General features: G+C 65.3%; 22 protein-coding genes. 11 read left to right on the forward strand and 11 right to left on the reverse strand.

From position 1 onward, the window contains the following. The first annotated feature begins 26 nt into the window (after positions 1-26). Entirely contained in the window at positions 27-470 is a 444-nt protein-coding gene (locus A5658_RS26590) for an SRPBCC family protein (RefSeq protein WP_067342438.1), read from the forward strand. Here A5658_RS26590 and A5658_RS26595 read toward each other — a convergent pair. After that, positions 467-1621: a glycosyltransferase family 4 protein gene (locus A5658_RS26595; RefSeq protein WP_067342440.1), complete on the reverse strand. Its 1155-nt coding sequence runs from the start codon at positions 1619-1621 to the stop codon at positions 467-469. The two genes, A5658_RS26590 and A5658_RS26595, sit on opposite strands and share 4 nt — an antisense overlap. A 41-nt stretch (positions 1622-1662) precedes the next feature. Here A5658_RS26595 and A5658_RS26600 point away from each other — a divergent pair, with 41 nt between their 5' ends. Then, a complete protein-coding gene (locus A5658_RS26600; RefSeq protein ID WP_067342442.1) occupies positions 1663-2430 on the forward strand; it encodes a class I SAM-dependent methyltransferase in 768 nt (255 codons plus the stop codon). A 96-nt stretch (positions 2431-2526) separates the two neighbouring features. Further along, a complete protein-coding gene (locus tag A5658_RS26605; RefSeq protein WP_067342444.1) occupies positions 2527-4008 on the forward strand; it encodes an aldehyde dehydrogenase in 1482 nt (493 codons plus the stop codon). A gap of 20 nt (positions 4009-4028) precedes the next feature. Here the strand turns inward: A5658_RS26605 and A5658_RS26610 are convergent, their stop codons facing one another. Together A5658_RS26610 and A5658_RS26615 are read right to left on the reverse strand one after the other, a co-directional pair. After that, positions 4029-5366: an adenylate/guanylate cyclase domain-containing protein gene (locus A5658_RS26610; protein ID WP_067342446.1), complete on the reverse strand. Its 1338-nt coding sequence runs from the start codon at positions 5364-5366 to the stop codon at positions 4029-4031. Positions 5367-5401: 35 nt separating this feature from the next. Then, the gene (locus tag A5658_RS26615; protein WP_067342448.1) at positions 5402-6562 is read right to left on the reverse strand and encodes an SRPBCC family protein; all 1161 of its coding nucleotides are present in this window, start codon (positions 6560-6562) and stop codon (positions 5402-5404) included. Between the two features lie 61 nt (positions 6563-6623). Between A5658_RS26615 and A5658_RS26620 the strand changes: the two genes are divergently transcribed. Continuing rightward, entirely contained in the window at positions 6624-7241 is a 618-nt protein-coding gene (locus A5658_RS26620) for a TetR/AcrR family transcriptional regulator (RefSeq protein WP_082993436.1), read from the forward strand. Here the strand turns inward: A5658_RS26620 and A5658_RS26625 are convergent. Both A5658_RS26625 and A5658_RS26630 read right to left on the reverse strand, forming a co-directional pair. Then, positions 7238-9073: an acyl-CoA dehydrogenase gene (locus A5658_RS26625; RefSeq protein ID WP_067342451.1), complete on the reverse strand. Its 1836-nt coding sequence runs from the start codon at positions 9071-9073 to the stop codon at positions 7238-7240. The genes A5658_RS26620 and A5658_RS26625 overlap by 4 nt on opposite strands. 31 nt (positions 9074-9104) lie before the next feature. Continuing rightward, complete coding sequence (locus tag A5658_RS26630; RefSeq protein ID WP_067342453.1) at positions 9105-10475, reverse strand: NAD(P)/FAD-dependent oxidoreductase; 1371 nt, start codon at positions 10473-10475, stop codon at positions 9105-9107. Between the two features lie 229 nt (positions 10476-10704). Here A5658_RS26630 and A5658_RS26635 point away from each other — a divergent pair, with 229 nt between their 5' ends. After that, a complete protein-coding gene (locus A5658_RS26635) occupies positions 10705-10893 on the forward strand; it encodes a hypothetical protein (protein WP_067342456.1) in 189 nt (62 codons plus the stop codon). 14 nt (positions 10894-10907) lie between these two features. Continuing rightward, positions 10908-11528, forward strand: coding sequence for a TetR/AcrR family transcriptional regulator (locus A5658_RS26640; protein ID WP_067342458.1), 621 nt, complete (start codon positions 10908-10910; stop codon positions 11526-11528). On the opposite strand, the gene A5658_RS26645 is transcribed toward A5658_RS26640, so the two are convergent. The 3 genes from A5658_RS26645 to A5658_RS26655 all read right to left on the reverse strand — a co-directional run bounded on the left by A5658_RS26645 (position 11525) and on the right by A5658_RS26655 (position 14227). Beyond that, complete coding sequence (locus A5658_RS26645; protein ID WP_067342460.1) at positions 11525-11821, reverse strand: hypothetical protein; 297 nt, start codon at positions 11819-11821, stop codon at positions 11525-11527. The genes A5658_RS26640 and A5658_RS26645 overlap by 4 nt on opposite strands. 21 nt (positions 11822-11842) lie before the next feature. Further along, the gene (locus A5658_RS26650; RefSeq protein WP_067342462.1) at positions 11843-13360 is read right to left on the reverse strand and encodes a class I adenylate-forming enzyme family protein; all 1518 of its coding nucleotides are present in this window, start codon (positions 13358-13360) and stop codon (positions 11843-11845) included. A gap of 87 nt (positions 13361-13447) precedes the next feature. Beyond that, positions 13448-14227, reverse strand: coding sequence for a crotonase/enoyl-CoA hydratase family protein (locus A5658_RS26655; RefSeq protein ID WP_067342464.1), 780 nt, complete (start codon positions 14225-14227; stop codon positions 13448-13450). Between the two features lie 86 nt (positions 14228-14313). On the opposite strand from A5658_RS26655, the gene A5658_RS26660 reads away from it, so the two are divergent. Then, positions 14314-15120 carry a 1-acyl-sn-glycerol-3-phosphate acyltransferase gene (locus A5658_RS26660; protein WP_067342466.1) on the forward strand — a complete coding sequence of 269 codons (807 nt, stop codon included), beginning with the start codon at positions 14314-14316 and terminating at the stop codon, positions 15118-15120. 2 nt (positions 15121-15122) lie between these two features. Next, on the forward strand, positions 15123-16733 hold the full coding sequence (gene fadD12, locus A5658_RS26665) for an acyl-CoA ligase FadD12 (RefSeq protein ID WP_067342468.1): 1611 nt from the start codon (positions 15123-15125) through the stop codon (positions 16731-16733). A 32-nt stretch (positions 16734-16765) separates the two neighbouring features. On the opposite strand, the gene A5658_RS26670 is transcribed toward fadD12, so the two are convergent. Next, positions 16766-18184: a wax ester/triacylglycerol synthase family O-acyltransferase gene (locus A5658_RS26670; protein ID WP_067342470.1), complete on the reverse strand. Its 1419-nt coding sequence runs from the start codon at positions 18182-18184 to the stop codon at positions 16766-16768. Between the two features lie 27 nt (positions 18185-18211). Further along, on the reverse strand, positions 18212-19390 hold the full coding sequence (locus tag A5658_RS26675; RefSeq protein ID WP_369830573.1) for an alpha/beta hydrolase fold domain-containing protein: 1179 nt from the start codon (positions 19388-19390) through the stop codon (positions 18212-18214). 530 nt (positions 19391-19920) lie between these two features. Here A5658_RS26675 and A5658_RS28580 point away from each other — a divergent pair. Next, entirely contained in the window at positions 19921-20079 is a 159-nt protein-coding gene (locus A5658_RS28580) for a DUF6307 family protein (protein ID WP_197503233.1), read from the forward strand. A 280-nt stretch (positions 20080-20359) separates the two neighbouring features. Here A5658_RS28580 and A5658_RS26680 read toward each other — a convergent pair whose 3' ends face one another. Further along, positions 20360-20611 carry a hypothetical protein gene (locus A5658_RS26680; protein WP_067342474.1) on the reverse strand — a complete coding sequence of 84 codons (252 nt, stop codon included), beginning with the start codon at positions 20609-20611 and terminating at the stop codon, positions 20360-20362. Positions 20612-21062: 451 nt separating this feature from the next. Here A5658_RS26680 and A5658_RS26685 point away from each other — a divergent pair, with 451 nt between their 5' ends. Together A5658_RS26685 and A5658_RS26690 are read left to right on the forward strand one after the other, a co-directional pair. Further along, positions 21063-22313 carry a fatty acid desaturase gene (locus A5658_RS26685; RefSeq protein ID WP_067342476.1) on the forward strand — a complete coding sequence of 417 codons (1251 nt, stop codon included), beginning with the start codon at positions 21063-21065 and terminating at the stop codon, positions 22311-22313. Positions 22314-22376: 63 nt separating this feature from the next. Beyond that, the gene (locus A5658_RS26690; RefSeq protein WP_067342478.1) at positions 22377-23246 is read left to right on the forward strand and encodes an alpha/beta fold hydrolase; all 870 of its coding nucleotides are present in this window, start codon (positions 22377-22379) and stop codon (positions 23244-23246) included. The last annotated feature ends 4 nt before the right edge of the window (positions 23247-23250 follow it).

Genomic DNA, 23250 nt, shown 5'->3' on the forward strand with positions numbered 1-23250 from the left:
GGATTGCCGTAGTAGATTCGCGCATCATGGTCACCCCGGTGTCGATCAGAGTGGAACAGTCGTCGGCGGCGAGCGCGGCCTCCGTCTACGACGCCTTGATGGACCTCGACCGTTGGCCGGATTTCATGCCGGGGATTTCCGCCGCGTCGTGGGAGGTGCGGGGAGCGCCCGACACAGGTGTCGGCGGCGTGCGAAAGATGCGCATCGGGATCGGCGTGACCCGCGACCGGATCGTGGACGGCACTTGGCCCCACCATCATGCTTACGTCGCAACTTTTCCCTGGTATCAGCGCGTGCTCCTTAAGGACTATCACGGCGATATCCGCATCGACGACCGACCGGAAGGGTCGCTGATCGTATGGACAGCGTCGTGCACTCCCCGAGTCCCGGGTATCAGGAATCTGCAGCAGACGCTGCAACGAAGTTACGCGCGGCTCGCGGCAGCACTGGCGCAAGAGGCCAGTCGCTAGACCACGCCGCTGACGCGAACACCGGCGGCGACTGACTTCAGTACCGAACGCATCGCGTCCGCGCTTGTCCGCCACGAGAATTCGGTGCTGCGGACCTGCGCCTTAGCACCGAGCTCGTCGCGCAACACCGGGTCGGCCAGCAATTGCTCGAGCCGGTCCACCAGGTCGGCGTGATCGTCGACCAGCACGCCGGTCACCCCGTCGATGATCGAGTCGGCCAGCCCGCCCGACGACCGGTAGCCGACGGTGGGCACCGCGTGCTGAGCCGCCTCGATGACCGCCAGGCCCCAGCCTTCTTTCCGGGACGGCAGCACGTGCACCCAAGCCTGTTGCAGCACAAGGTGTTTGGCCGCATCTTCGATATGTCCGTGAAATGTCACCGCGTCCCGGATACCTAAGCGCTCAGCGTGATCGGTCAGCCGCTCGGACCACCAACCGCCCCCGACGACGTCGAGATGCAGACCGGGCACGGATGTCCGCAGCTGTGCCACCGCGTCCAACGCGTCCTCAATCTGCTTGTGCGGCACCAGCCGTGACAACACCACCACCCGCGGAGTCACCGAGCGCGGGCCGGTCAATGACGGCGCCGGAGCCTCGTCGAGCCCGTTGCGCACCACGGCAATTCGCTCGTGTTCGACTCCGAGGCCGACCAGGTCGCGAGCCGACGGCAGTGACACCGTTACGTACTGATTGCGACGGTTAAGTTTCGGCGACAGCCATGATTCGACGAACCAGCCGACCCGGCTGAGGAACCAGCCGGCGACCGGCCACTGCTCGCGGTGGCAGTGGTGCACCAATAGCGCGACGCGCTGACCGTAGATCAGCCGGGCCAGAAACGGCAGGCCGTTCTGGGTATCGACGACGACGTCGGGTCGTACCCGCCGCAACGGTCCGAGGCCGAGCCTGGCCGCGGCCATCGCCAGCATCGCCCAGATGTAGACCGAGTACCGGCCGCCGACCCGATCGATGTGCACGCCATCGACGACCTCTCGTCGCGCCGATCCGGGATACCGCGCGGTGCGCAGCGTGACGTCCACGCCGGAGGCGGCCAGCTGCGCGCCGATGCGCTGCAGATAGGTTTCGCTGCCGCCGCCCTGCGGGTGGCCGGTATCGCGCCAGCACAGCAACAGGACCGAACGCAGACCAGACATCAAACGCCAGACTAACCGGCGTCTAACCGTAGGGTTGGCCGGTGGCCGTGACCGAGGTGTTTGCGCGGCGGGCGACCCTGCGCCGCTCGGTGCGGCTGCTGGCCAGTTTTCGCTACGAGCAGGCCGACCCGCCGCGGTTCTACGGCCCGCTGGCCGCCGACACCGTCGACCTGGTCGGTGACCTCTGGCAGGGCATCCATGGCGAACGGCCGGTCGGGCAACGGGTGCTCGACGTCGGCGGCGGACCCGGATACTTCGCGGGAGCATTCGCCGACGCCGGGCTGCGCTATATCGGCGTCGAGCCGGACCCGAACGAAATGCACGCTGCGGGACCGGTTTTGGCGCGGGACTCCGGGACGTTCGTCCGGGCGTCGGGCATGGCCCTGCCGTTCGCCGACAACAGCGTGGACATCTGCCTGTCGTCGAATGTCGCCGAGCACGTGCCGCGGCCATGGGAACTCGGTGGCGAGATGCTGCGCGTCACCAGGCCCGGCGGCCTGGTGGTGCTGTCCTACACGGTGTGGCTCGGCCCGTTCGGCGGCCACGAGATGGGCCTGACCCACTACCTCGGCGGGGTCCGGGCCGCGGCGCGGTATGCCCGTAAACACGGCCATCCGGCCAAAAACAACTACGGGTCGTCGTTGTTCGCGGTGTCGGCGGCGGACGGGCTGGACTGGGCCGCGAGTACGGGCGCCTTGATCGCCGCGTTTCCGCGCTACCACCCGAAATGGGCTTGGTGGCTGACGGCCGTGCCGGTGGTGCGTGAGTTCCTGGTGAGCAATCTCGTGCTGGTGCTTCGGCCGCAATAATGAAACGTGTTCTCGTTTCGCCGTCGCTTGGGTAGGGTGGCCAGCATGCCCGCCGGCGACGATGCAGAGCGGAGCGATGAGGAGGAGCGGCGGTAAATGACTGACGTCACAACGAAGCAAGCTACAACGGAGTACGACAAGCTTTTCATCGGCGGCAAGTGGACCGAGCCGTCCACGTCGGATGTCATCGAGGTGCACTGCCCCGCGACCGGCGAGTACGTCGGCAAGGTGCCGCTGGCAGCTGCCGCCGACGTTGACGCCGCGGTCGCCGCGGCCCGCGATGCCTTCGACCACGGCCCGTGGCCCTCGACGCCGCCGAAGGAGCGGGCGGCGGTCATCGCCGGCGCTCTCAAGCTGATGGAGGAGCGCAAAGACCACTTCGTCAAACTGCTCAGCGACGAAACCGGCCAGCCGCCGACGTCCGTCGAGACCATGCAGTGGATGAGCGGCATCGGGTGCTTGAACTTCTTCGCCGGGCCCGCCGTCGATCAGGTCAAGTGGCAGGAAGTCCGTCACGGCGGCTACGGGCAGACCATCGTCTACCGTGAACCACTCGGTGTGGTGGGCGCGATCGTGGCGTGGAACGTCCCGCTGTTCCTGGCGATCAACAAGCTGGGCCCGGCGCTGCTGGCCGGCTGCACGGTGGTGCTCAAGCCGGCCGCCGAAACTCCTTTGAGCGCAAACGCTTTGGCGGAGGTGTTCGCCGAGGCCGGCCTGCCCGAGGGTGTGCTGTCGATCGTTCCGGGCGGCGTCGAGACCGGGCAGGCGCTGACGTCCAACCCCGACATCGACGTCTTCTCGTTCACCGGCAGCTCGGGCGTCGGCAAGGAAATCGGCAAGCGCGCCGCCGAGATGCTCAAGCCGTGCACGCTGGAGCTCGGCGGAAAGTCGGCGGCCATCCTGCTCGAGGACGTCGACCTGGCCGCTTCGATCCCGATGCTGGTGTTCTCCGGAGTCATGAACAGCGGTCAGGCCTGCGTGGCGCAGACCCGCATCCTGGCGCCGCGTTCGCGCTACGACGAAATCGTGGAAGCGGTAGGCAATTTCGCGGCCTCGCTGCCGGTCGGTCCACCGTCGGATCCGGGCGCGCAGATCGGCTCGCTGATCTCGGAGAAGCAGCGGGACCGCGTCGAGAGCTACATCGCCAAGGGCGTCGAAGAGGGCGCGCGACTGGTGACCGGCGGTGGGCGGCCCGAAGGACTGGACAACGGTTTCTATGTCCAGCCGACCGTGTTCGCCGACGTCGACAACAAGATGACGATCGCGCAGGAGGAAATCTTCGGCCCGGTGCTGAGCATCATTCCTTATGACACCGAAGAGGACGCGATCAAGATCGCCAACGACTCGGCGTACGGGTTGGCGGGCAGCGTGTGGACCACCGATGTGCCGCGCGGCATCAAGGTCGCCGAGCAGATCCGCACCGGCACCTACGCGATCAACTGGTACGCGTTCGACCCCTGCTGTCCGTTCGGCGGGTACAAGAACTCGGGCATCGGTCGCGAGAACGGTCCCGAGGGTGTCGAGCACTACACGCAGCAGAAGAGCGTGCTGATGCCGATGGGCTACACCACCGACTAAGCGCCGTCACGCTCGCGCCGTCAGCCCTCGACCGCGAACAAGCCCCACTCGCCCGCTACACCCTTGAGGCGGTGCTCGCCGCGGGCGCTGAAGTTGAGGCCCGACCCGGCGACCAGATCCACGACGATGCGCGAGACGAGCACCTCGCCCGCCCTGGCCGCGGCTGCTACACGTGCGGCGATGTGGACGGCGACGCCGCTGATGTCGTCGTCGCGCAACTCGACCTCGCCCGTGTGCACGCCCGCCCGCACCTCGAGGCCGAGGCTCCGCAGCACGTCGCGGATCGCCATCGCACACCGGATCGCGCGGGCGGGTCCGTCGAACCGGGCGAGGAAGCCATCGCCCGTCGTGTTGACCTCACGGCCGTGGAAGCGCTCGAGCTGGCGCCGGACCTGGGCGTCGTGCCTGCCGAGCAGCTCCTTCCAGCGCTGGTCGCCAAGCTCGACCGCTCGCTTCGTGGAATCGACGATGTCGGTAAACAGCACGGTGGCCAGGACGCGCTCGACCGCAGGCAGCGGCCGGACGCCGGTGAGGAACTCTTCGATCTCATCGAGCACGGAGTCGGCGTCGCCCGTAAAGAACAGGTGGTCGGTGCCGTCGAGCTCGACGAACTTGGCCCCGGGAATGTGGTCGGCGAGGTAGCGGCCCATCTCGAGCCTCAACATCAGGTCGTCCCGCCGGTGGAGAACGAGCGTCGGCACCTGAATCGCGGGCAGCACGTCGCGTATGTCCAACTGCGGATAGAGCGCGAAGATATTGCGGACCATGCCCGGGCTGGCGGCAACCCGCTGCAGCCGCGCCCACCACCGCCGCAGATCGGCGTCGCCCCGCCGGCTCGGAGCCCATCCGCCGAGTCCGACGCCCTCCCCCCAGCCTTTGGCGCTCAACTCGACCAACGCCGATAGCTGCTCCTCGGTGACGCCTAGCGGGTAGTCGGGCGCTCGGAGCAGGCGGGAGAACGTGCTGTACAGGACGAGCGCATTCACTCGGTCGGGATGGCTGGCCGTCATCAGCATCGCCATCGTGCCGCCCTCGGAAATGCCCAAGAGGTCGGCGCGTTCACATCCGGCAGCGTCCATGACGGCGCGCAGGTCGTCGACGGACTGTTCCAACGTCGGCGCGTGCATCACCGGATCCGAGAGGCCTGTGCCCCGCTTGTCAAAGGTGACGACACGGCGGAACGACGCGAGCCGCGAGTAGAAGTGCGCGACCGACGGCTCCTCCCACATGATGTCGAGGTGTGAGATAAAGCCAGGCGCGACGACGAGGTGGGGCCCCTCGCCGATCACCGAGAACGCGATGTTTAGGCCGCCACTCTTTGCATAGTGGACGTCGGGTGTCCTGGCCCCGAGGTTCATGGTCGAACCTTACGCCCGTGTGGGCCACGCGAAGGCTAGCCAGAAATCTCGGTCAGCCGCGCGAGGTGTCGATCGAGGTTGGCGTGGAAGTGCCCGATGGCACTTTCGTGCCGTCCGAACTCCACGAAGGCATTCGCCCCGGAGCGCAACCCGCGCTGCACACCCATCGACATTTCGTTGTCCTCCAACGCACCCTGCTGGAGCAGGGTGGGAGCAGTTATGGCGGGGCTCAACGCAGCATCCGCAACCTCGGGTGTGGCGACGGTATAGCTGGTGAACATCGAGTGGTCGACATCAATTGGGTCCACGACAACCACGATCACCTGATCCGGAAACGTCGCGATCATCACGTTCGGGAACAGCTGATAGACGAACGTCATCCGCTCCTTGGTAGTCCACGCCGACTCCGGACGGTCACGAAGCCTTTCAATGTTGCGGTATGGGAAGGTGATTCGACTGTTCGACCCGAATGTCTCCACGATGTTGAGGTCGTCGTACTGGAGCGGGAAGAACGTCTCACGGTGCGTCGATCGAATGTGATAGCCCTCCAGGAATTGCTCGATGAGTACCTTCCAATTGATCTGCAGCACAACGGAGTTCTGTTCCACCAGCCGCTTGGCCGGCAGCAGCTTGTCGCGCCACAGGCTCCCGTCGCTCAGTCCTGCCATCGCTTCGTCAGCGCAGTCTCGGTCTAATGCGCCGATGACAATGAGTCCATCAACCTCACGGCTGATGACTTCGACGAGACCCCGGGTCGAGGTGTTCAAATCCGGAAAGGCATCCGCATGCGGAACATGCGAAAGTGAGCCGTCGAGACGATAAGTCCAGCCGTGGTACCGGCAGACCAGTGCACGAGAGCATCCGCTCCCCTCAACCAGCGCCATCCCGCGATGACGGCAGCCATTGCGGAATACCCGCGCCCGGCCATCGCTGCCGCGAACCGCGAACAGCGGCGTACCGAAGCAAGCTCGTTCGACATGGTCGCCTGAATTCGGGATCGCCGCCGACGGAATGAACACGCTGGGCAGTGAGCGCAGCACACGCATTTCATCCACGAATCGCCTTGGGTCGAGGTAGTTTTCGACCGGTTCGCGCCAAGCCTCACCTTCGTCGGTCGTCCCCGCATCAATATGACTGAGTATGCGGCGCACAATCTCTACATCGTCGGCGATCAGCGGCCTTGTTAAAGGACTCACGGCCGTGATGCTATGTCAAAAATGAAGTGACGTCAATTTATTTTTTGGTAGGATCCTCTCCGTGGTCACGACCGCTGAACCGAGGACTCAAAAGGGACGCGCGACCCGCGAACGGCTCCTGACATGTGCCCGCGACGTCGCAATCGCCAACGATGGTCACATCGAGATCGCGTGGGTCGCGCAGGCCGCAGGTGTCGTGCCCAGCCTGGTCAACCGGTACTTCGGGACACGGGCGGGACTCGTGAGCGCGCTGCTGGACGATTTCTACCACCGCCTACACATCGAGGTTCTTGACCTCGATCTCGACGATCTGGGCACCTGGGCGCAGCACGAACGCAGCCGTCTCGAGAGGGGCGTGCACTTCCATTACACCGATCCGATGGCCGTCATCATCTACACCCGGCTATCGCGCGAGCCCGAGGTCGCGCTTACTGAGAACAGGCACGTCGACAGCGTCGTCAAACACGCCGCGGCCAGCATCCGTCGCGGCCAGAAGCGCTGCGAACTACCGTCATCCATCGACCCCGAATTGGCCGGCGCGGCGATGTTCGGCGCGATGCAGCGGGTGATGGTCACCGCTCTCGGCCGCACACCGCGTCCGCGGCCCGATCGCATCATCGACGTCCTCTGGCGACAGGTCGCCGCCGCAGTCGACATCGACCCGCAAGCTCGGGCCTAGAACGCCTCTTCGCGAAGTTGCATGACCGCGAGGTCGACGTTGGCGGCGATGCCGCGTTCGGCAGTCAGCCGCGGCAGCATGTTCTTGACGAAAAAGTTTGCCGCAGCGACCTTTCCGCTGTAGAAGGAGCGGTCGGCCGGGCTCGGGTCGCTATCGAGGGCTGTCAGCGCGATTTCGGCTTGCCCAAGGAGCAACCAGCCGATCAGCAGATCGCCGACGGCCATCAGGAAGGGCACCGACTCCAGCCCGACGCGGTAGAGCTCCGCGGCGTTCTGCTGGGAGTCGACCAGATACCCCGTCATGGTGGCGACCCAGCCCTGCATGTCGTCGACGGCGGTGGCCAGCCGCGAGCGGGCGTCGGCGAGTTCGGGTCGGGCATCGTCGCTGTCGATGAACGCTTCGATCTGCTTGACCACATGGGCCAGCGACGCGCCGTGGTCGCGGACGATCTTGCGGAAGAAGAAGTCCTGCGCCTGGATCGCGGTGGTGCCTTCGTACAACGAGTCGATCTTCGCGTCGCGAATGTATTGCTCGATCGGGTAGTCCTGCAGGAAGCCGGACCCGCCGAAGGTCTGCAGCGACTCGGTCAGGGTTTGGTAAGCCCTTTCGGAGCCAACACCTTTCACGATCGGCAGGAGCAGATCGTTGACCCGCTCCGCCAGATCGGCGTCGGCGCCGGAGACTATCGCCGCGACCGACGGGTCCTGATGCGCCGCGGTATAGAGGTAGAGCGCGCGCAGTCCTTCGGCGTAGGCCTTCTGGGTCAGCAGGGCGCGGCGGACGTCGGGATGGTGAATGATCGTCACACGCGGCGCCGTTTTGTCGGTCATCTGGGTCAGGTCGGCGCCCTGGATCCGGGTCTTGGCGTAGTCCAGGGCGTTCAGGTAGCCGGTTGACAATGTGGCAATAGCCTTGGTGCCGACCATCATTCGGGCATACTCGATGATCTTGAACATCTGCGCGATCCCGCGGTGGGTGTCGCCGACCAGCCAGCCGACCGCTGGGACGCCGTGCTGGCCAAAAGTCAATTCGCAAGTGGCCGAGACTTTTAGACCCATCTTGTGCTCGACGTTGGTGACGAAGGCGCCGTTGCGCTCACCTGGCTCGCCGGTCTCCGGGTCGAGCAGGAACTTGGGCACCAGAAACAGGCTCAGGCCCTTGGTGCCGGGCGCGGCGCCCTCAGGACGAGCCAGCACCATGTGCAGGATGTTCTCGAAGACGTCGTCGCTGTCGCCGCTGGTGATGAACCGCTTGACGCCGTCGATGTGCCAGGTGCCGTCGCCCTGGTCGACCGCCTTGGTCCGGCCGGCGCCGACGTCGGATCCGGCATCGGGTTCGGTGAGCACCATCGTCGCGCCCCAGTTGCGGTCGATGGCCATCGACGCCCAATGCCGTTGCTGCTCATTGCCAATCCCGTAAAGGATGTTGGCCAGAATCGGGCCGGCCATGTACATGAAAACTGCGGGGTTGGCGCCGAGGACCAACTCGTTGATCGCCCATTGCACCATCGAGGGCGCGGGTACGCCCCCGACGTTCTCGTCGAGTCCGACCCGGAACCACTCGCCTTCCCACCACGCCCGCAGCGACTTCTTGAACGGCTCGGGCAGCGTGACGACGTGGGTGTCGGGGTCGAATGTCGGCGGATGGCGGTCGCTCTCGGCGAATGACTCGGCCACCGGACCCTCGGCCAACCGCGCAGCCTCGGAAAGCATCTGCCGTACCGAGTCGCCATCCAGGTCGCCGAACGCGTCGTCGGCGAGCACCTCGTCCAGCTTCAGCGACTCGAACAGGTTGAACTCGAGGTCGCGCACATTGCTCTTGTAGTGGCCCATCGCCGACGCCTTTCGATCGCCTGGGCCGAGCCTAACTCCGCCGCGCGAGTCGCGAACAGTGATGGCGCGCGTTGGCGGCGACGATGCGAGTCAGCAGTTTGGGATCGTTGACCCGCTCAGGCGGGTCGATGAGGTGGGCGACCCGGAGCAGGCGTTCGGCGACGGCGGCGTCTTTCGCCGCGGCGATCAGAGCGCCCTTGACGATGCGGCTGCGCAGTCGCGCCTGCATCGACCGCGTGCCGGCGGCGGCGGGCGCTCGCTCGTTTGCTTGGTTACGCGCCCACACCGGGCCGATGGTTCGTGCGCTGCCGGCGAAGAATCGCCGCGCCAACTCGTCCCGGCCGTCGTGCAGGCAATCACGCAACGTGATTGCCTGCAACGCCGCCATCGTCATGCCCTGGCCGTAGATCGGATTGAGGCTGCACTGCGCATCGCCCATCACCAGCAATCCGCCTGGAAAGCGCTCCATGCGGTCGTATCGCCGCCAGATCGACGTGGGGTTGCGAAACGTCGCGATCTCCCCAATGGGGCGCGCCGTGCGCAGTCCCTCACCGATGCTTCCAGGCAAGACGTCGTCGGCCAAGGCCAGCATCTCGTCGAAATCGGCTGGTGCTCCGCCACTTTCAAGGGGGCGACCGACGGCAAGCATCCATGTGTCGTGCTCGCAGGCCGACAGAAGCACCGAAGGATGGCGCGCTCCCCGGTTCGCCATGACCAGGCGCTGGCCGATCGCATCGTCGGCGACGGCGAAGCGCTGACTGGAGTATCCCACCGCAGTCGGGGCACGCTGCTCCGTCGGTCGCCCGTAGCCGAGGCGCTCCACGAATGCCGGCGTCCGGGCCGCCCTGCCTGTCGCATCGACGACAAGATCGGCATCCAGCACGGTCGTTAACTCGTTGTCGCGGTTGACGATGTGAACCCCGGTCACGGCCTCGGTTCCGGCACGAAGCTCAAGGAGGTCGTGGCGATCTAACACGGCCACATTGGGCAGGGTGGCCACCTGCCGGCGAACGTAGAACTCCATGAACGGCCGACTCGCGAGGCACAGGGTCAATGCGGCCGGGTCGGCGACCGTGCCTGAGCGCGCCAGCTCCCAGTGGCCCATCCGCGCGTAGATCTGCGAAAGATCTCCGTCGCGCAGAACCACCGCGCCGGCGTCGGCCATCTCGTCGAGCACGTCCGGCAACAACTCCGACAGCACCTGCACGCCACGGCCGAGCAGGGCGTGAAGATGGCGATCCTGGGGAACGCCTTTGCGATGGCCGGGGCGGTCAGGCAACGCGTCGCGTTCCACGATTGTCACCGAGGCGTAGAACTCCGAGAGAACCCGCGCCGCGAGCAGCCCCGCCATTCCCGCGCCCAGGACGACAGCGCTCTCTCCGACTCGGTAGGTCACATCCATAGCTAGGCACGGTATCCCGAAAAATAAGGAAATTAAGGGAACGTTATGGATTCGATAAGGCCTTCTGGCGCTAATTATGGTTAAAAACATAATCAGGCGGCTCTGAACCAAACGCTGCGGCTGCCCTGGCCGAGGGGGGCGACTTGGATTTTTCGATCTGAGCAGCGCCAGGGCCTACCAAGCAGTTGCTTGCTGGACGCAAGCCTTATATGCTTCAAGCCATAATCGTGTGTCGGTCAGCTTCGGCGCATGGCAGCAGCAGGAGAAGATCATGCTGATCGTCGAACTCAATGTGGCGGGCTACCGCCTCAGCGGTGAATGGGCCGGATTGCGCCGCAGCACCCTGCGGCCCGTGCGGTTCAACGCGCGGGGCATTCACTGGCGGATGCCCCAGCTTCGGCACACCCCAGCCGCCTGAAAAGGTCGTCTGCCATGTCGTTAGCGACTCACGCCCGCCGTAAGCGCGGCGATACCCGAACCAAGATGCTGATCAGCGCCGCCGAGGTGATGCGCGAACGCGGCGCCGCCGGCGTCACCATCGACGAGGTGCTGACCCGTAGCGGTGCGCCCCGCGGATCGGTCTACTACCACTTCCCGGACGGTCGCAATCAGATCCTCGCCGAGGCCCTGCAGTACGCGGGCGATGCGATCACCGCCGGTATCGACGACGCCGCCGGCCGGGGCGCCAAAGTCCTGCTGCGCCAGTTCGTCGACTTCTGGGAGCGCGAGCTGACCGAAAGCGATTTCCACGCCGGCTGCCCGGTAGTGGCCGCGGCCATCGGCTCATGCGATGAAGAGGTCCGCCTGTCCACGGAGGCCGCACGGATCTTCGCGCATTGGCGCAAAGCGCTCACGTGGGCATTCGTCGCCGACGGATTCGAGGAGTCAGACGCCGACTCGCTGGCCGTGATGTCGATCGCGACCCTGGAGGGTGCCGTCGTGTTATGCCGCTCCAGCCATAGCAGCGAACCGCTGCACAAGGCCTACGAGCAGCTCGAATTCCTGGTCAAGGCAAGGGAATTCGTTCGCCGTAACGGCGTTCCGGCGCGCTAGTCGCTGGCCGGTAGCGGCTTGGCTTCCTTCAGGCTCAGCGGCGTCTGGCCCACCGCCAGGGTCCCGGCGCCGGCCTTGGTCACCAGCACCTCGGCGCCGGCGTCGTCGACGTAACGCTTGCCCATGATCGCGCCGTCGGAGAAGGCCGGATCCAGCTCACCGGAACGCTCGGCGCCCAACTCAACCATCGGCGCCCCACCGCAGCGCAGATCGTCAAGGCTGTCGGCGCTGCGAACGACGATCACCTGGGTGTCGCAGACCTGACTGGCCAGACGGGTTCCGTTCTTGATCATGGTTTCGATCCTTGCGTTCGTTTACTGCTCGGCCGGAGCGGCGCGAAGCTCTTCGACGATTTCGCGGCGAAGCACTTTGCCCGTCGCGTTGGTGGGCAGCTCGTCGCGAAAGACTACCCGGTCAGGGGTCCGCGACCCCCGCAAACTCTTGCGGACATGCTCGCGCAATTCCTCGGCATCGGGGTCGGTTCCGGCGGCCGCCACCACCACCGCGACGATCGCCTGTCCCCACTGCGGATCCTCGACACCGACGACCGCGACGTCGCGCACGTGCGGGTGCTCGACGAGTACGTCCTCCAATTCCGCGGGCGCGATGTTCTCCCCGCCGCGGATGATCGTGTCGTCGCTGCGGCCGCCGATGAATAGGTAGCCACCCTCGTCGAGCATCGCGATGTCCTTGGTGGGGAACCACCCGTCAGCGTCGAGCACCGAGCCGATTCCGGTGTAGCGACCCGACACCTGCTCGCCGCGCACGAACAGCTCGCCCGTCTCCCCCGCCGGCAGCACCGCGCCGTCCTCGCCGCGGATCTGCACCTCGACGCTCGGCACCGGCTGGCCGACCGAACCCAGCCGCTTGACCACGGCCGGGTCCGAGGCGGCCTGCGCCTCGCGGTGATCCTCGGGTGTCAGCACGGCGATCGTCGAACTCGTCTCGGTCAGGCCGTAGGCGTTGACGAAGCCGACATGGGGCAACAGCTCAAGGGCCTTGCGGACCAGCGGCAGCGGCACCTTGGATCCGCCGTACGCGAGGTTGCGCAGCGACGGCAGCCGGTGTCCGGTGCCGTCCAGCGCGCCGACGATTCGGTCCAGCATGGTCGGCACCACGGTCGCGCTGGTGACCTGTTCGGCGTCGACCAGGCGCACCCACTCCTGCGCGTCGAAGACGGGCAGATAGACCATCCTGCGGCCGGCGTACAGGTTCGACAGCGCCGCGCTGACCCCGGCGATGTGATACGGCGGTACACAGATCAGCGCCGCATCGGTCGGCGCGGCGGAGCCGAATTCGACGGTGCCAGTGACGTAACTGGTCAGGTTGTTGTGAGTCAGCTCAACGGCTTTGGGCTGCGACGTGGTGCCCGAGGTGAACAACACGATGCCCACCGAGTCCGGGTCGGCGAATTCCACGGCCGGTTCGCCCTCGCGGGCCTGGGCGAGGAAATCGTCGGACAGCACGACCTGCTTGGCTAGCCCGTCGAGCCCCTGCGGCCCACCCAGCTCGTCGAGGTAGCGGCGGTCGATCACCACCATCGGATCGGGCAGCCGCGCGATCAACGCCTTGATCCCGTCGGCCGACAGCCGGTAGTTGATCGGCGTGAACGCCAGCCCGGCCCGAGCCGAGGCGAAGATCAGCAGCGGCAACATCGCCCCGCCGACACCGACATAGGCCACATGCGAGGCACCCGAGCCGGCGACGACGCCCGCGCCGCCGTCGGCGAGATCGCTGAGCTGCTGCGTCGTCAGCCGGACATCCCCCGAGACGACGGCCGTCCGCTCGGGATCGCTCGAGCTGGCCATCTCGAGCAGTAGCGAAATACTCACAGTCGCTCTTTCCGTGGGGTCCACACGTTACAAATCTCGCCCAGATTGTCATGCAAGCTTAGACGACGTGCCCGCCGCGTTACGAGCTCAGGTGCCGGTCCACTTCGCCGGCCGCTTCTCGGCGAACGCGGTCGCGCCTTCCTTGGCGTCGTTGGAGGTGAACACCGGCATCAGAATGCTGCTCTGCTTGGCGAACTTCTCGTCGGGGCTCCAGCCACGGGACTCGACGATGATCTGCTTGGTGGCGGCGACAGCCAGCGGGCCGTTGACCGTGATCCGCTCCGCCAGGTCGATCGCCGCGTCGAGCGCGCCGCCCGGTTCGGCGAGCACGTTGACCATGCCCAGCGCGTGCGCCCGCTCGGCGGTGAAGGGCTCGCCGGTCAGCGCCAGCTCCATCGCGATCGCGGGCGGGATGCGCTCGGGCAGCCGCAGCAGCCCGCCGCCGCCGGCCACCAGTCCGCGCTTGACCTCGGGGATGCCGAACGACGCGTCTTTCGACGCGACGATCAGGTCGGTGGCCAGTGCCAGCTCGGTGCCTCCGGCCAGTGCGTAGCCCTCGACGGCGGCGATCAGCGGCTTGACCGGCGGACGCTCGGTGAAGCCCATGCCGCGGCCTTCGACGACGGGAACCTCACCGCGGGCGAACGCCTTGAGGTCCATCCCCGCGCAGAACGAACCGCCGGCACCGGTCACGATGCCGACCGAGAGTCCGGGGTCGCCGTCGAGCTTGTCCATCGCGTCGGCCAAACCGTGCGCCACCGCGGAGTTGACCGCGTTCTTGGCCTTGGGCCGGTTGATGGTGATGATCAGGATCCGGTCCCGCTGCTCGACGAGGACTTCTGGTTCGGTGGCTTCTTCGGTGCTCACGGCGGTGTGACACTCCTTGTCCTGTTTGTAACGGGTGTTGCAGAGATGGTAGCGAGCCGTGGCTGCTCGACTAGCATCACTGCCAAATGGCTGCCACCGATATCGAACCCAGCGAGATGAACAAGTGGGACCCCGGCCTCACCGAACGGGTGATGGGCTGGATTCGTCCGCTGATCAAGGGCTACCACCGCGCCGAGATCCGCGGCCTGGAATCGTTCCCGCCGGGCGGCGCGCTGGTGGTGGCGAACCATTCCGGTGGGCTGTTCGCGATGGACGTGCCGGTGTTCGCCACCGGGTTCTACGAACAGTTCGGTTACGACCGTCCGGTATACACGCTGAGCCACGACGTCATCTTCACCGGGCCTACCGGCGATTTCTTCCGCAAAACCGGCTTCATCCGGGCCAATCACGAAAATGCCGACGAGGCACTGCGGTCCGGCGGCGTGGTGGTGGTCTTCCCGGGCGGTGACTACGACGTATACCGACCGACGTTGTCGGAGAACGTGATTGACTTCGACGGCCGTACCGGTTACGTGCGGGCCGCTCTTAACGCCGGCGTTCCGATCGTGCCCGCGGTGTCCATCGGCGGCCAGGAAAGCCAGCTGTATCTGTCCCGCGGGATGGGACTGGCCAAAGCGCTGCGGCTGGACAAGCTGATGCGGGTGAAGATCCTGCCGATCTCGGTGGGCTTCCCGTTCGGGCTGTCCGCGGTGCTGCCGGTGAACCTGCCGCTGCCGACCAAGATCGTGATGCAGGTGCTCGAACCTATCGATGTGACAGCCGAATTCGGCGAAGACCCCGACATCGACACGGTCGATTCGCACGTGCGGCGCGTCATGCAGAAGGCGCTCGACGGGTTGGCCAAAGAACGTCGCCTCCCGGTAATCGGGTAGCAATGGCGTCCGGGCTGCTGGGCAGCATGGTCCGCGCGGGGATCATCGCCCCGATGCGGCCCGACAAGTACCTGCGCATCGCCGCAGTGGCACGCCGCGAAGGCCTCTCTGTCACAAGCGGATTCGGGATGTCGGCGCAGCGTTGCCCGAACCGTCCCGCGCTGATCGACGAGATCGGCTCGCTGACCTACCGGCAACTCGACCAGCGCGCCGACGCGTTGACCGCCGCGTTGCAGCGGCTGCCCGACGGAACCCCGGAGGTGGTGGCGATCATGTGCCGCAACCACCGTGGCTTCGTCGAGGCGCTGATCGCCGCGAACCGGATCGGCGCCGACGTGTTGCTGCTCAACACCTCCTTCGCCGGTCCCGCGTTGGCTGACGTGGTCAACCGCGAAGGCGCCGATGTGGTGATCTACGACGAGGAGTTCGTCGAATCGGTGGACCGCGCGCTGGCCGACAAGCCCGGCACCCTGCGCATCGTCGCGTGGACAGACAACCCGGAGCAGTGCGAAGTCACCGTCGAGGAGCTGATCGGCGCTCACCTCGGAGAGCGGCCGGTCAAGAAGGATCGCAAGGGCAAGATGATCCTGCTGACCTCCGGCACCACCGGTAATCCCAAGGGCGCCAAGCATTCCGGCGGTGGAACGACCGAGCTCAAGGCAATCCTCGACCGGGTGCCGTGGCACACCGAGGAGACGACGGTCGTGGTGGCGCCGATGTTTCACGCCTGGGGTTTCTCGCAGCTGATCTTCGCCGCGTCGCTGGGCTGCACGGTGGTTACTCGGCGCAAGTTCGACCCCGAAGCCACGTTGGACCTGATCGACCGTCACCAGGCCACCGGATTGTGTGTGGTGCCGGTGATGTTCGACCGGATCATGGACCTGCCTGACAACGTGCGGCGGCGCTACAGCGGTCGCTCGTTACGGTTCGCGACCGCCTCCGGTTCGCGGATGCGGCCCGACGTCGTCACGAAGTTCATGGACGAGTTCGGCAACATTCTCTACAACAACTACAACGCCACCGAAGCCGGCATGATCGCGTCCGCGACGCCGGAGGATTTGCGGGCCGCGCCCGATACTGCGGGAAAACCCATCCTGGGCACCGAGATTCGTATTCTCGACTCCGAGCACCGGGCGGTACCCACCGGTGAGGTGGGCCAGATCTTCGTCCGCAACTCCAACCGCTTCGAGGGCTACACCTCTGGCGGGAACAAGAACTTCCACGACGGTTTCATGGCGTCCGGCGACGTCGGCCGGCTCGATGACGCGGGTCGACTGTACGTGGTGGGCCGTGACGACGAGATGATCGTGTCCGGCGGCGAGAACATCTACCCGATCGAGGTCGAGAAGACGCTGACCGCGCACCCCGAGGTCAGCGACGCCACCGTGCTCGGCGTCGACGACGAACAGTACGGTCAGCGGCTGGCGGCGTTCGTGGTGCTGACACCGGGCGCGTCCGCCACCGCGGACGACCTCAAGCAACACGTCCGGGACAACCTGGCGAATTACAAAGTGCCGCGCGAGATTATCGTGCTCGACGAATTGCCGCGCGGCAGCACCGGCAAGATCTCGCGGCGTGACCTGCAGAGTCACATCGGCCCCAGCAGCACCTGAGTTGGGCGAGCGGCAGGAAGGAAAGCGGAGACTCAGGCCTGAGCCAGCGCCCCTTCGATCACCGTCAACTTCTCGGAAAGCCCTGCAGCTCGCCGGATTTCGACGAGCTCGTCCATCACTGCATCGGTCACCTCGTGCGGGTCGTCGACCGTCGCGCCGTCGGCAAGCACCGAAACGTTCAGCTGGTCAACGTAACTCCACACGGTGATGTTCAAGCCGCTGCCGACGGTCAACGGGCCCACTGAATAGATCTCGGTGACCAACGCTCCTCCGACCCGCCCGTGCTCCCGCGGACCCGGGACGTTGGAGATCGGCAGGTTCAGTACCTTGTTCTGGCCGTCTCGGCGGGCCAGCCACCGGAACAACGACTCCGAGGGCCCCGGCGGAAAATAGGCCGCCCATCGACTGACCAATTCCGGGCCGAGCAACTGGTGGCTCTCCTTGGCGTCGACCGCGTAGTCATGCGTAAGCCGGACCCGCTCGAGCGGATCGTCGACATCGGCCGGCAGCGCCACCATCATGCCGGTGAACAGGTTGCCCGACACCCGATCCGGTGAGAAGTCGAAGCTCACCGGCACCGACGCGAGCAGCGGATGGTCGGAGTTCCCGTCGTATTTCATCCGTAGTTTGCGCAGCGCGCCCGCCGACAACGCCAACACCATGTCGTTGATCGTGACGCCAAGCGCCCTGCCGGTCTCCTTGACGTCGCTGAGCGCCAGAGTCGCTGTGGCGAAACGACGTTCGGGAGTGAGCATATGGTTCATGAACGTGGGCGGCGGGGTGAACGGCATCGTCAGCTCCGGGGAGAGTTTGCGCGAGCTCTGGCGCACGCGGTTGATGCCCTTCGCCGTGTAACCGATGGTCGCCGGAATTCGTCCGAGATGGCGCATGTGATCCGCGACGGCGGAGCGCACCAGCTCTCCGGTCGACGGCGCCGGCTCGGGCGCATACCGCATCTTGTCGACCGGCGGCCCGGGCGCCAGGTCCATCCCGCGCGCCAACAGGTTCGCCGCGGCCACCCCGTCGGCGAGCGCGTGGTGGATCTTGCCGACCACCGCGATCCGGTTGTCGGCCAAGCCTTCGACGAAGTACATCTCCCACAGCGGGTGGTCGCGGTCCAGCGGCGTGCTGGCGATTTCCCCGATCGCCTCGTCCAGCTCACGACGACCGCCCGGCGCCGGCAGCCGCCACGGCCGCACGTGATACGTCAGGTCGACGTCACAGCTCTCCCGCCACATCGGGTGGTGCATCTTGAACGGCACTTCGATCAGCTGATAGCAGAACGGCTCCAGCTTGTAGAGCCGGCTGTGAATCACCCGCCGGAAGGCCTCGATGTCGAAGTCCCGACGATCGGCGTCCAACTCGATCACCGCGACTTTGAGCGTGTGCATATGCACGTTCGGCGTTTCGCTGTAAAGCAGTACCGCGTCCCACCCGCTCAGCCGCTTCATGCGTCGGACATTACAACTGCGCGGCGGCTAAATAACCTCTTTGGCCGCGATCATCCGGTTGCGGTAAACCTGGTCCAGGAACAGCCCGACCGCGGTCGAGGTCGCCCCGGTGCGCGCGCCGTCGGTCAGGTCGAAGCCGTGCCCGGCGCCGGGCAACTCGACGTAGCTGACGATCGACCGCGAGACCGACCGGAGCCGTTCCACGAAGCTGCGGGCCTGCGCGACAGGGATCACCGCGTCGCTGCTGCCGTGAATCACCAAGAACGGCGGGGCATCTGGATGTACCTGCGCGATCGGCGACGCGTTGCGGAACACCTCCGGGTGTCGATCGATGCGGCGCCGGACGACGACCCGCTCCAGAAAATCGACGAATCGGTCCCGCTCCACCGTCGAGCGGTCCTCCCAGTCGTAGCGGCCGTAGATTCCGACTACCGCGTCGACGGACGTGTCTGAGTCCGGTGGAAGCTCGGTCTGCATGTCGGGAACGTTGCCGGTCAACCCGGCCAGCGCGGCCAGGTGCCCGCCGGCCGAACAACCCGCTACCGCAATGAAATCGCGGTCACCGCCGAACTTGTCGACGTTGGCACGGGCCCAGGCGATCGCGGTCTTGACGTCGGTGATGTGCGCCGGCCACCGGTTGTGTGGGGAGACCCGATACTCCACCGACAGGCAGATCCAGCCCATCTCGGCCAATTGCGACATCAGCGCATAGCCCTGCAGCTGACGTCCGCCGTGCACCCAGGCGCCGCCGGGCACGAAGACCAGCACCGGCGCCGGCCGGACCGGCAGATCCTTGCGACGCCACACATCCAGCAGCTGCGACGGGAGCTTGCCGTAGCGCACCGACGTGCGGTGCAGGTAGCGGCGGTGCCGCAGCGCGCGCCAGACCGGCGGGGCCTTGTCGGGAGCCGGCCATTCGATGTCGAGATCCTTGCTCGGCACCACGTCACGCAGCGCGGCGGCCAACACCTCGTTCGTCAGCGCCCGCTCGGCCCGGCGCTGCGCGTCGGTGCGGGGCGCCTGCTTCGACTCGGCCAGGAAACGCGGCATCTGCCGGTAACCCCAGACGCCCATCGCGGTCAGGCCGCCGAGCGGTTCGAGGTGACGCCCGACGATGGGCAGCGACGCCATCGCATCACTCCAGGCCAGCATGTAGTCGCCGGGCTTGGCCCGGAGCAGCCACTTTGCACGCGACGTCATTGTCATCGGGGCAGCGTACCCCGCAGAGTCTCCGCCAAACGGCAAACGTAGTGACTAATTCGTGGTCGGGAAACTGCGGGGTCGCGCACGCCGTGGTCCAACTCTAGGCTCGACGGATCGAGCTGGACGACGACGCTGCCGAACTCGGGCCGTCTACCGTTCGTCGGCCTTTAGTGCCTAGCCGCCGACGATGAAAGTCGTTGTCCTTCAGTGCTTCTTGCCGTGAAATAACGCATCGGTGGACGCGGCGCCGAGGGCGGCCTTGGCGTGCTTGGCGGCGCGCTTCTCCTTCAACGACTTTCCAGACTTCTTACTCATTGTTTGGCGAGGAGATTTATCGGACATCACTGGACCCCTTTCTCATGGGGGCCTGATTGGTCCCGATCTCGAAATACTACCCCTGCCCAGCTCATAAGGGATTCTGCGCCAATGACCGACTCCACGTTACGCACCCCCAAGCCGATAAGCGGCGTAATGTCGTAGACATCGGGCCGCTCCGTTGCGAGCCAACATGCTCGATTGAAAAGGAAAAGCTCATGGCTTCACCGACGACGTCCAAATCGCCCTACGTCCTCCGTCTCGAGCTGGTAAGGGACACCATCGCGTCGCACAGCAAACTGCGCGGTAAGGAAGCCAGCGAACTGGCAGAACGTGTTCTGGACGCCCTGAACTCGATTCCCGAGAAGATTCGCTGAACTAGAGACGGTCCCGAATTCTAGTTGAGCACAAGGCTTTTCGATTCGTGTGCACTCTCATCACGTAATTCGTCAAACGACGCATCAGTGACGATGCGCCGCGACGCTTACATCAAGCACCACGACGGCACCCTCGACGTCCTGCGCGACGGCGAGAAACGGCCGCAGAGCTACGCTCCGGGTGAGTGGACCAACGTGCAGGGCGACGGAAAGCCCTTGAGGCGGGCTGGTTTTCGCGCTTGGTTCACGAGGTGAGAGACGGGGCTCATCGCTAGCGCGCCTACTCTCTCACTTGACGGTTGACGAGACCCGTGACGAACCGGGAATCGACCTCCTCACCTCCATCGCCGTAGTAGACGCGGTACTCCTCTGCTGGCGCCGTCTCCCCTTCCGGGCGCTCGTTGGCGACGCGCGTTGTGTTGTCAGCTGTTTGCGAGACTTTGATCCATTTGCCCGACCGCGGATCTTGGAGCATGTCGCCCTCGCGGATCTCCGATAGCGGCACCTGTTCTACAGCATGTTCTGAACTCATTGCCCTCCCGGATCGTCCTGGTCGTTCACCGGCGTCCTCCTTAGCGCGAAGATACGGCGATCACCTCGAGGATTCTCCGGTCTGCGCCATCGGTCAATCAAAGATTTTGCGGGCGGTCCCGGCCCGGGCGGTCAGCACGAGGCCCCAATGCGTGTAATGTCAAGAGTGCTGAAACCTTCAGCCGGTACGGAATGGGTCTGGCCGTTATGCCGCCAGAACCGATGAGTCTTCTCTCGCGCCGTACATTCTCAATCGCTCGATCGCGGTCAGGACAGCGTGTTGCCGAAATGACCGGTCGCGCAACGAAGGATGCGCCGATCGAACGCCGTCGCCATTACTACTGCCCGACCCGATGTACTGCCCGGCTCGGCCAGCAACGGGCGGCCGAGCCGAGTGCGCGTCGCTAAACAACCAAGCCCGACATACCAACGCGAAAGAAAGGCGGGCAGGCATGGCGATCACCGACGTTCCGGCCTTCGCCCATTTGACCGATGCCGACATCGACAACCTCGCCGTTGAACTGGACGCGATCCGGCTCGGCATCGAGGATTCCCTCGGCGCGCGCGACGCGCGCTACATCCGCCGCACCATCGCCATCCAACGGGCCCTCGAGGTTGCCGGCCGACTCGCGCTTGCCGCCAGCTCGAAACGTTCCGCGTGGTGGGCGGGAAGCGTGACGCTTGGCCTGGCCAAGATCATCGAGAACATGGAAATCGGCCACAACGTCATGCACGGCCAGTGGGACTGGATGAACGATCCCGAGATCCACTCCTCGACCTGGGAGTGGGACATGCCCGGGGTATCCAAGCACTGGCGCTACACCCATAACTTTCAGCACCATAAGTACACCAACATCCTCGGCATGGATGATGACGTCGGCTACAGCACCCTGCGGGTCACCCGTGACCAGCCCTGGAAGGGCTACACCCTGGGCAACGTGCTGTACAACACCATCCTTATGCTCGGGTTCGAGTGGGGAATTGGCCTGCAGCCCATCGAATTCGGCAACATCCTGCACGGCGGTTCGGACCGCGACGCCACTCTTCAGCAGATCCGCGAATTCTCAGCCAAAGCCGGAAGGCAGCTTGTCAAAGACTATGTCGCGTTCCCGGCGCTGACCTCACTGTCACCGGCGGCGACCTACAAATCGACACTGCTGGCTAACGCGGTGGCCAACATCATTCGTAACATCTGGGCCAATGCGGTGATCTTCTGCGGGCATTTCCCCGATGGTGCAGAGAAATTCACAAAGACCGACATGATCGGCGAATCGAAGGGCGAATGGTATCTGCGCCAGATGTTGGGCAGCGCCGATTTCGAGGGCGGGCCGGTGCTGCGGTTCATGAGCGGCAACTTGTGCTACCAGATCGAGCATCACCTGTTTTCCGATCTTCCGAGCAACCGGTTACACGAGATTTCGCTACGCGTGCGCGAGCTATGCGACAAGTACGACTTGCCGTACACCACAGGCCCTTTCCTGTCGCAGTACGGCAAGACGTGGCGCACTATCGCCAAACTATCGCTGCCAGACCGCTTCTTACGCGACACCGCTGACGACGCTGCGGAAACGCGTAGCGAGCGGATGTTCGCCGGACTTCGGCCCGGTTCCGGTGAGACCGACCTGGCGTCGGGGCGCCGCCGCGGCCTCAAGACGGCGATTGCGGCGGTGCGCCAGCGGCGTCGGAAAACTACTGATCGGTAACTTACGGTATCGTAGGTAACGGTGCGAGCACGCCAGAAGACCGTCAAGCGGAGGCCGATTCAGATGAACGAGATGCGTTATCTCGATCTTCACGGCGAACGGGTCGCCTATCGGGACGCTGGGACCGGCGACGCATTGCTGCTGATTCATGGCATGGCGGGAAGCTCGGCGACCTGGCGGGCGATCATCCCTGCATTGTCGAAGAAGTACCGGGTGGTGGCACCGGACCTGCTAGGGCATGGCGAATCGACCAAGCCGCGCGGGGATTATTCGTTGGGCGCGTTCGCGGCGTTGCTGCGTGATCTGCTCGACGAACTGGGCATCAGCCGGGCGACGGTGGTCGGTCAATCGCTAGGCGGCGGTGTAGCCATGCAGTTCACCTATCAACATCGCGACCGCTGCGAACGCCTCGCTCTCATCAGCAGCGGCGGCCTGGGCCCAGACCTGAATTGGATATTGCGGATACTGTCGGCCCCCGGAACGGAGCTGGTGCTGCCGGTGGTTGCGCCGCAGCCAGTATTGAACATCGGCAACAAACTGGGTTCGTGGCTCACAGCGGCCGGAATCCAGTCACCCCGCGCCGGCGAGATGTGGAGCGCATATTCGTCGTTAGCAGATCGGGAGACGCGGCAGGCGTTCCTACGGACGTTGCGCTCGGTAGTCGATTACCGCGGCCAGGCGGTCAGCGCGCTCGGCAAAATCCATGTCAGCCATGGCTTGCCGACTTTGTTGATCTGGGGCGAAGAGGACCGGATCATTCCCGTTGCCCATGGCCGCGCCGCTCACGAAGCCGTGCCCGGCAGTCGGCTGGAGGTGCTCGCCGGTGTCGGGCACTTCCCGCACGTCGAGTCACCCGCAGCGGTGGTCCACATCCTCGATGACTTCATCGCCACCACAGGGCGCGATGCCGATCTGACTGATCGAAAGGCCTGACGCG

The sequence above is a fragment of the Mycobacterium sp. 1245111.1 genome (assembly GCF_001673405.1).
GTDB lineage: Bacteria > Actinomycetota > Actinomycetes > Mycobacteriales > Mycobacteriaceae > Mycobacterium.

Coding starts and splice junctions, on each gene's coding strand:
- A5658_RS26590 (WP_067342438.1), top strand. CDS start 27: ATGGTCACCCCGGTGTCGATCAGAGTGGAACAGTCGTCGGCGGCGAGC.
- A5658_RS26595 (WP_067342440.1), bottom strand. CDS start 1,621: ATGTCTGGTCTGCGTTCGGTCCTGTTGCTGTGCTGGCGCGATACCGGC.
- A5658_RS26605 (WP_067342444.1), top strand. CDS start 2,527: ATGACTGACGTCACAACGAAGCAAGCTACAACGGAGTACGACAAGCTT.
- A5658_RS26610 (WP_067342446.1), bottom strand. CDS start 5,366: ATGAACCTCGGGGCCAGGACACCCGACGTCCACTATGCAAAGAGTGGC.
- A5658_RS26625 (WP_067342451.1), bottom strand. CDS start 9,073: ATGGGCCACTACAAGAGCAATGTGCGCGACCTCGAGTTCAACCTGTTC.
- A5658_RS26630 (WP_067342453.1), bottom strand. CDS start 10,475: ATGGATGTGACCTACCGAGTCGGAGAGAGCGCTGTCGTCCTGGGCGCG.
- A5658_RS26640 (WP_067342458.1), top strand. CDS start 10,908: ATGTCGTTAGCGACTCACGCCCGCCGTAAGCGCGGCGATACCCGAACC.
- A5658_RS26645 (WP_067342460.1), bottom strand. CDS start 11,821: ATGATCAAGAACGGAACCCGTCTGGCCAGTCAGGTCTGCGACACCCAG.
- A5658_RS26660 (WP_067342466.1), top strand. CDS start 14,314: ATGGCTGCCACCGATATCGAACCCAGCGAGATGAACAAGTGGGACCCC.
- fadD12 (WP_067342468.1), top strand. CDS start 15,123: ATGGCGTCCGGGCTGCTGGGCAGCATGGTCCGCGCGGGGATCATCGCC.
- A5658_RS26670 (WP_067342470.1), bottom strand. CDS start 18,184: ATGAAGCGGCTGAGCGGGTGGGACGCGGTACTGCTTTACAGCGAAACG.
- A5658_RS26675 (WP_369830573.1), bottom strand. CDS start 19,390: ATGACAATGACGTCGCGTGCAAAGTGGCTGCTCCGGGCCAAGCCCGGC.
- A5658_RS28580 (WP_197503233.1), top strand. CDS start 19,921: ATGGCTTCACCGACGACGTCCAAATCGCCCTACGTCCTCCGTCTCGAG.
- A5658_RS26680 (WP_067342474.1), bottom strand. CDS start 20,611: ATGAGTTCAGAACATGCTGTAGAACAGGTGCCGCTATCGGAGATCCGC.
- A5658_RS26685 (WP_067342476.1), top strand. CDS start 21,063: ATGGCGATCACCGACGTTCCGGCCTTCGCCCATTTGACCGATGCCGAC.
- A5658_RS26690 (WP_067342478.1), top strand. CDS start 22,377: ATGAACGAGATGCGTTATCTCGATCTTCACGGCGAACGGGTCGCCTAT.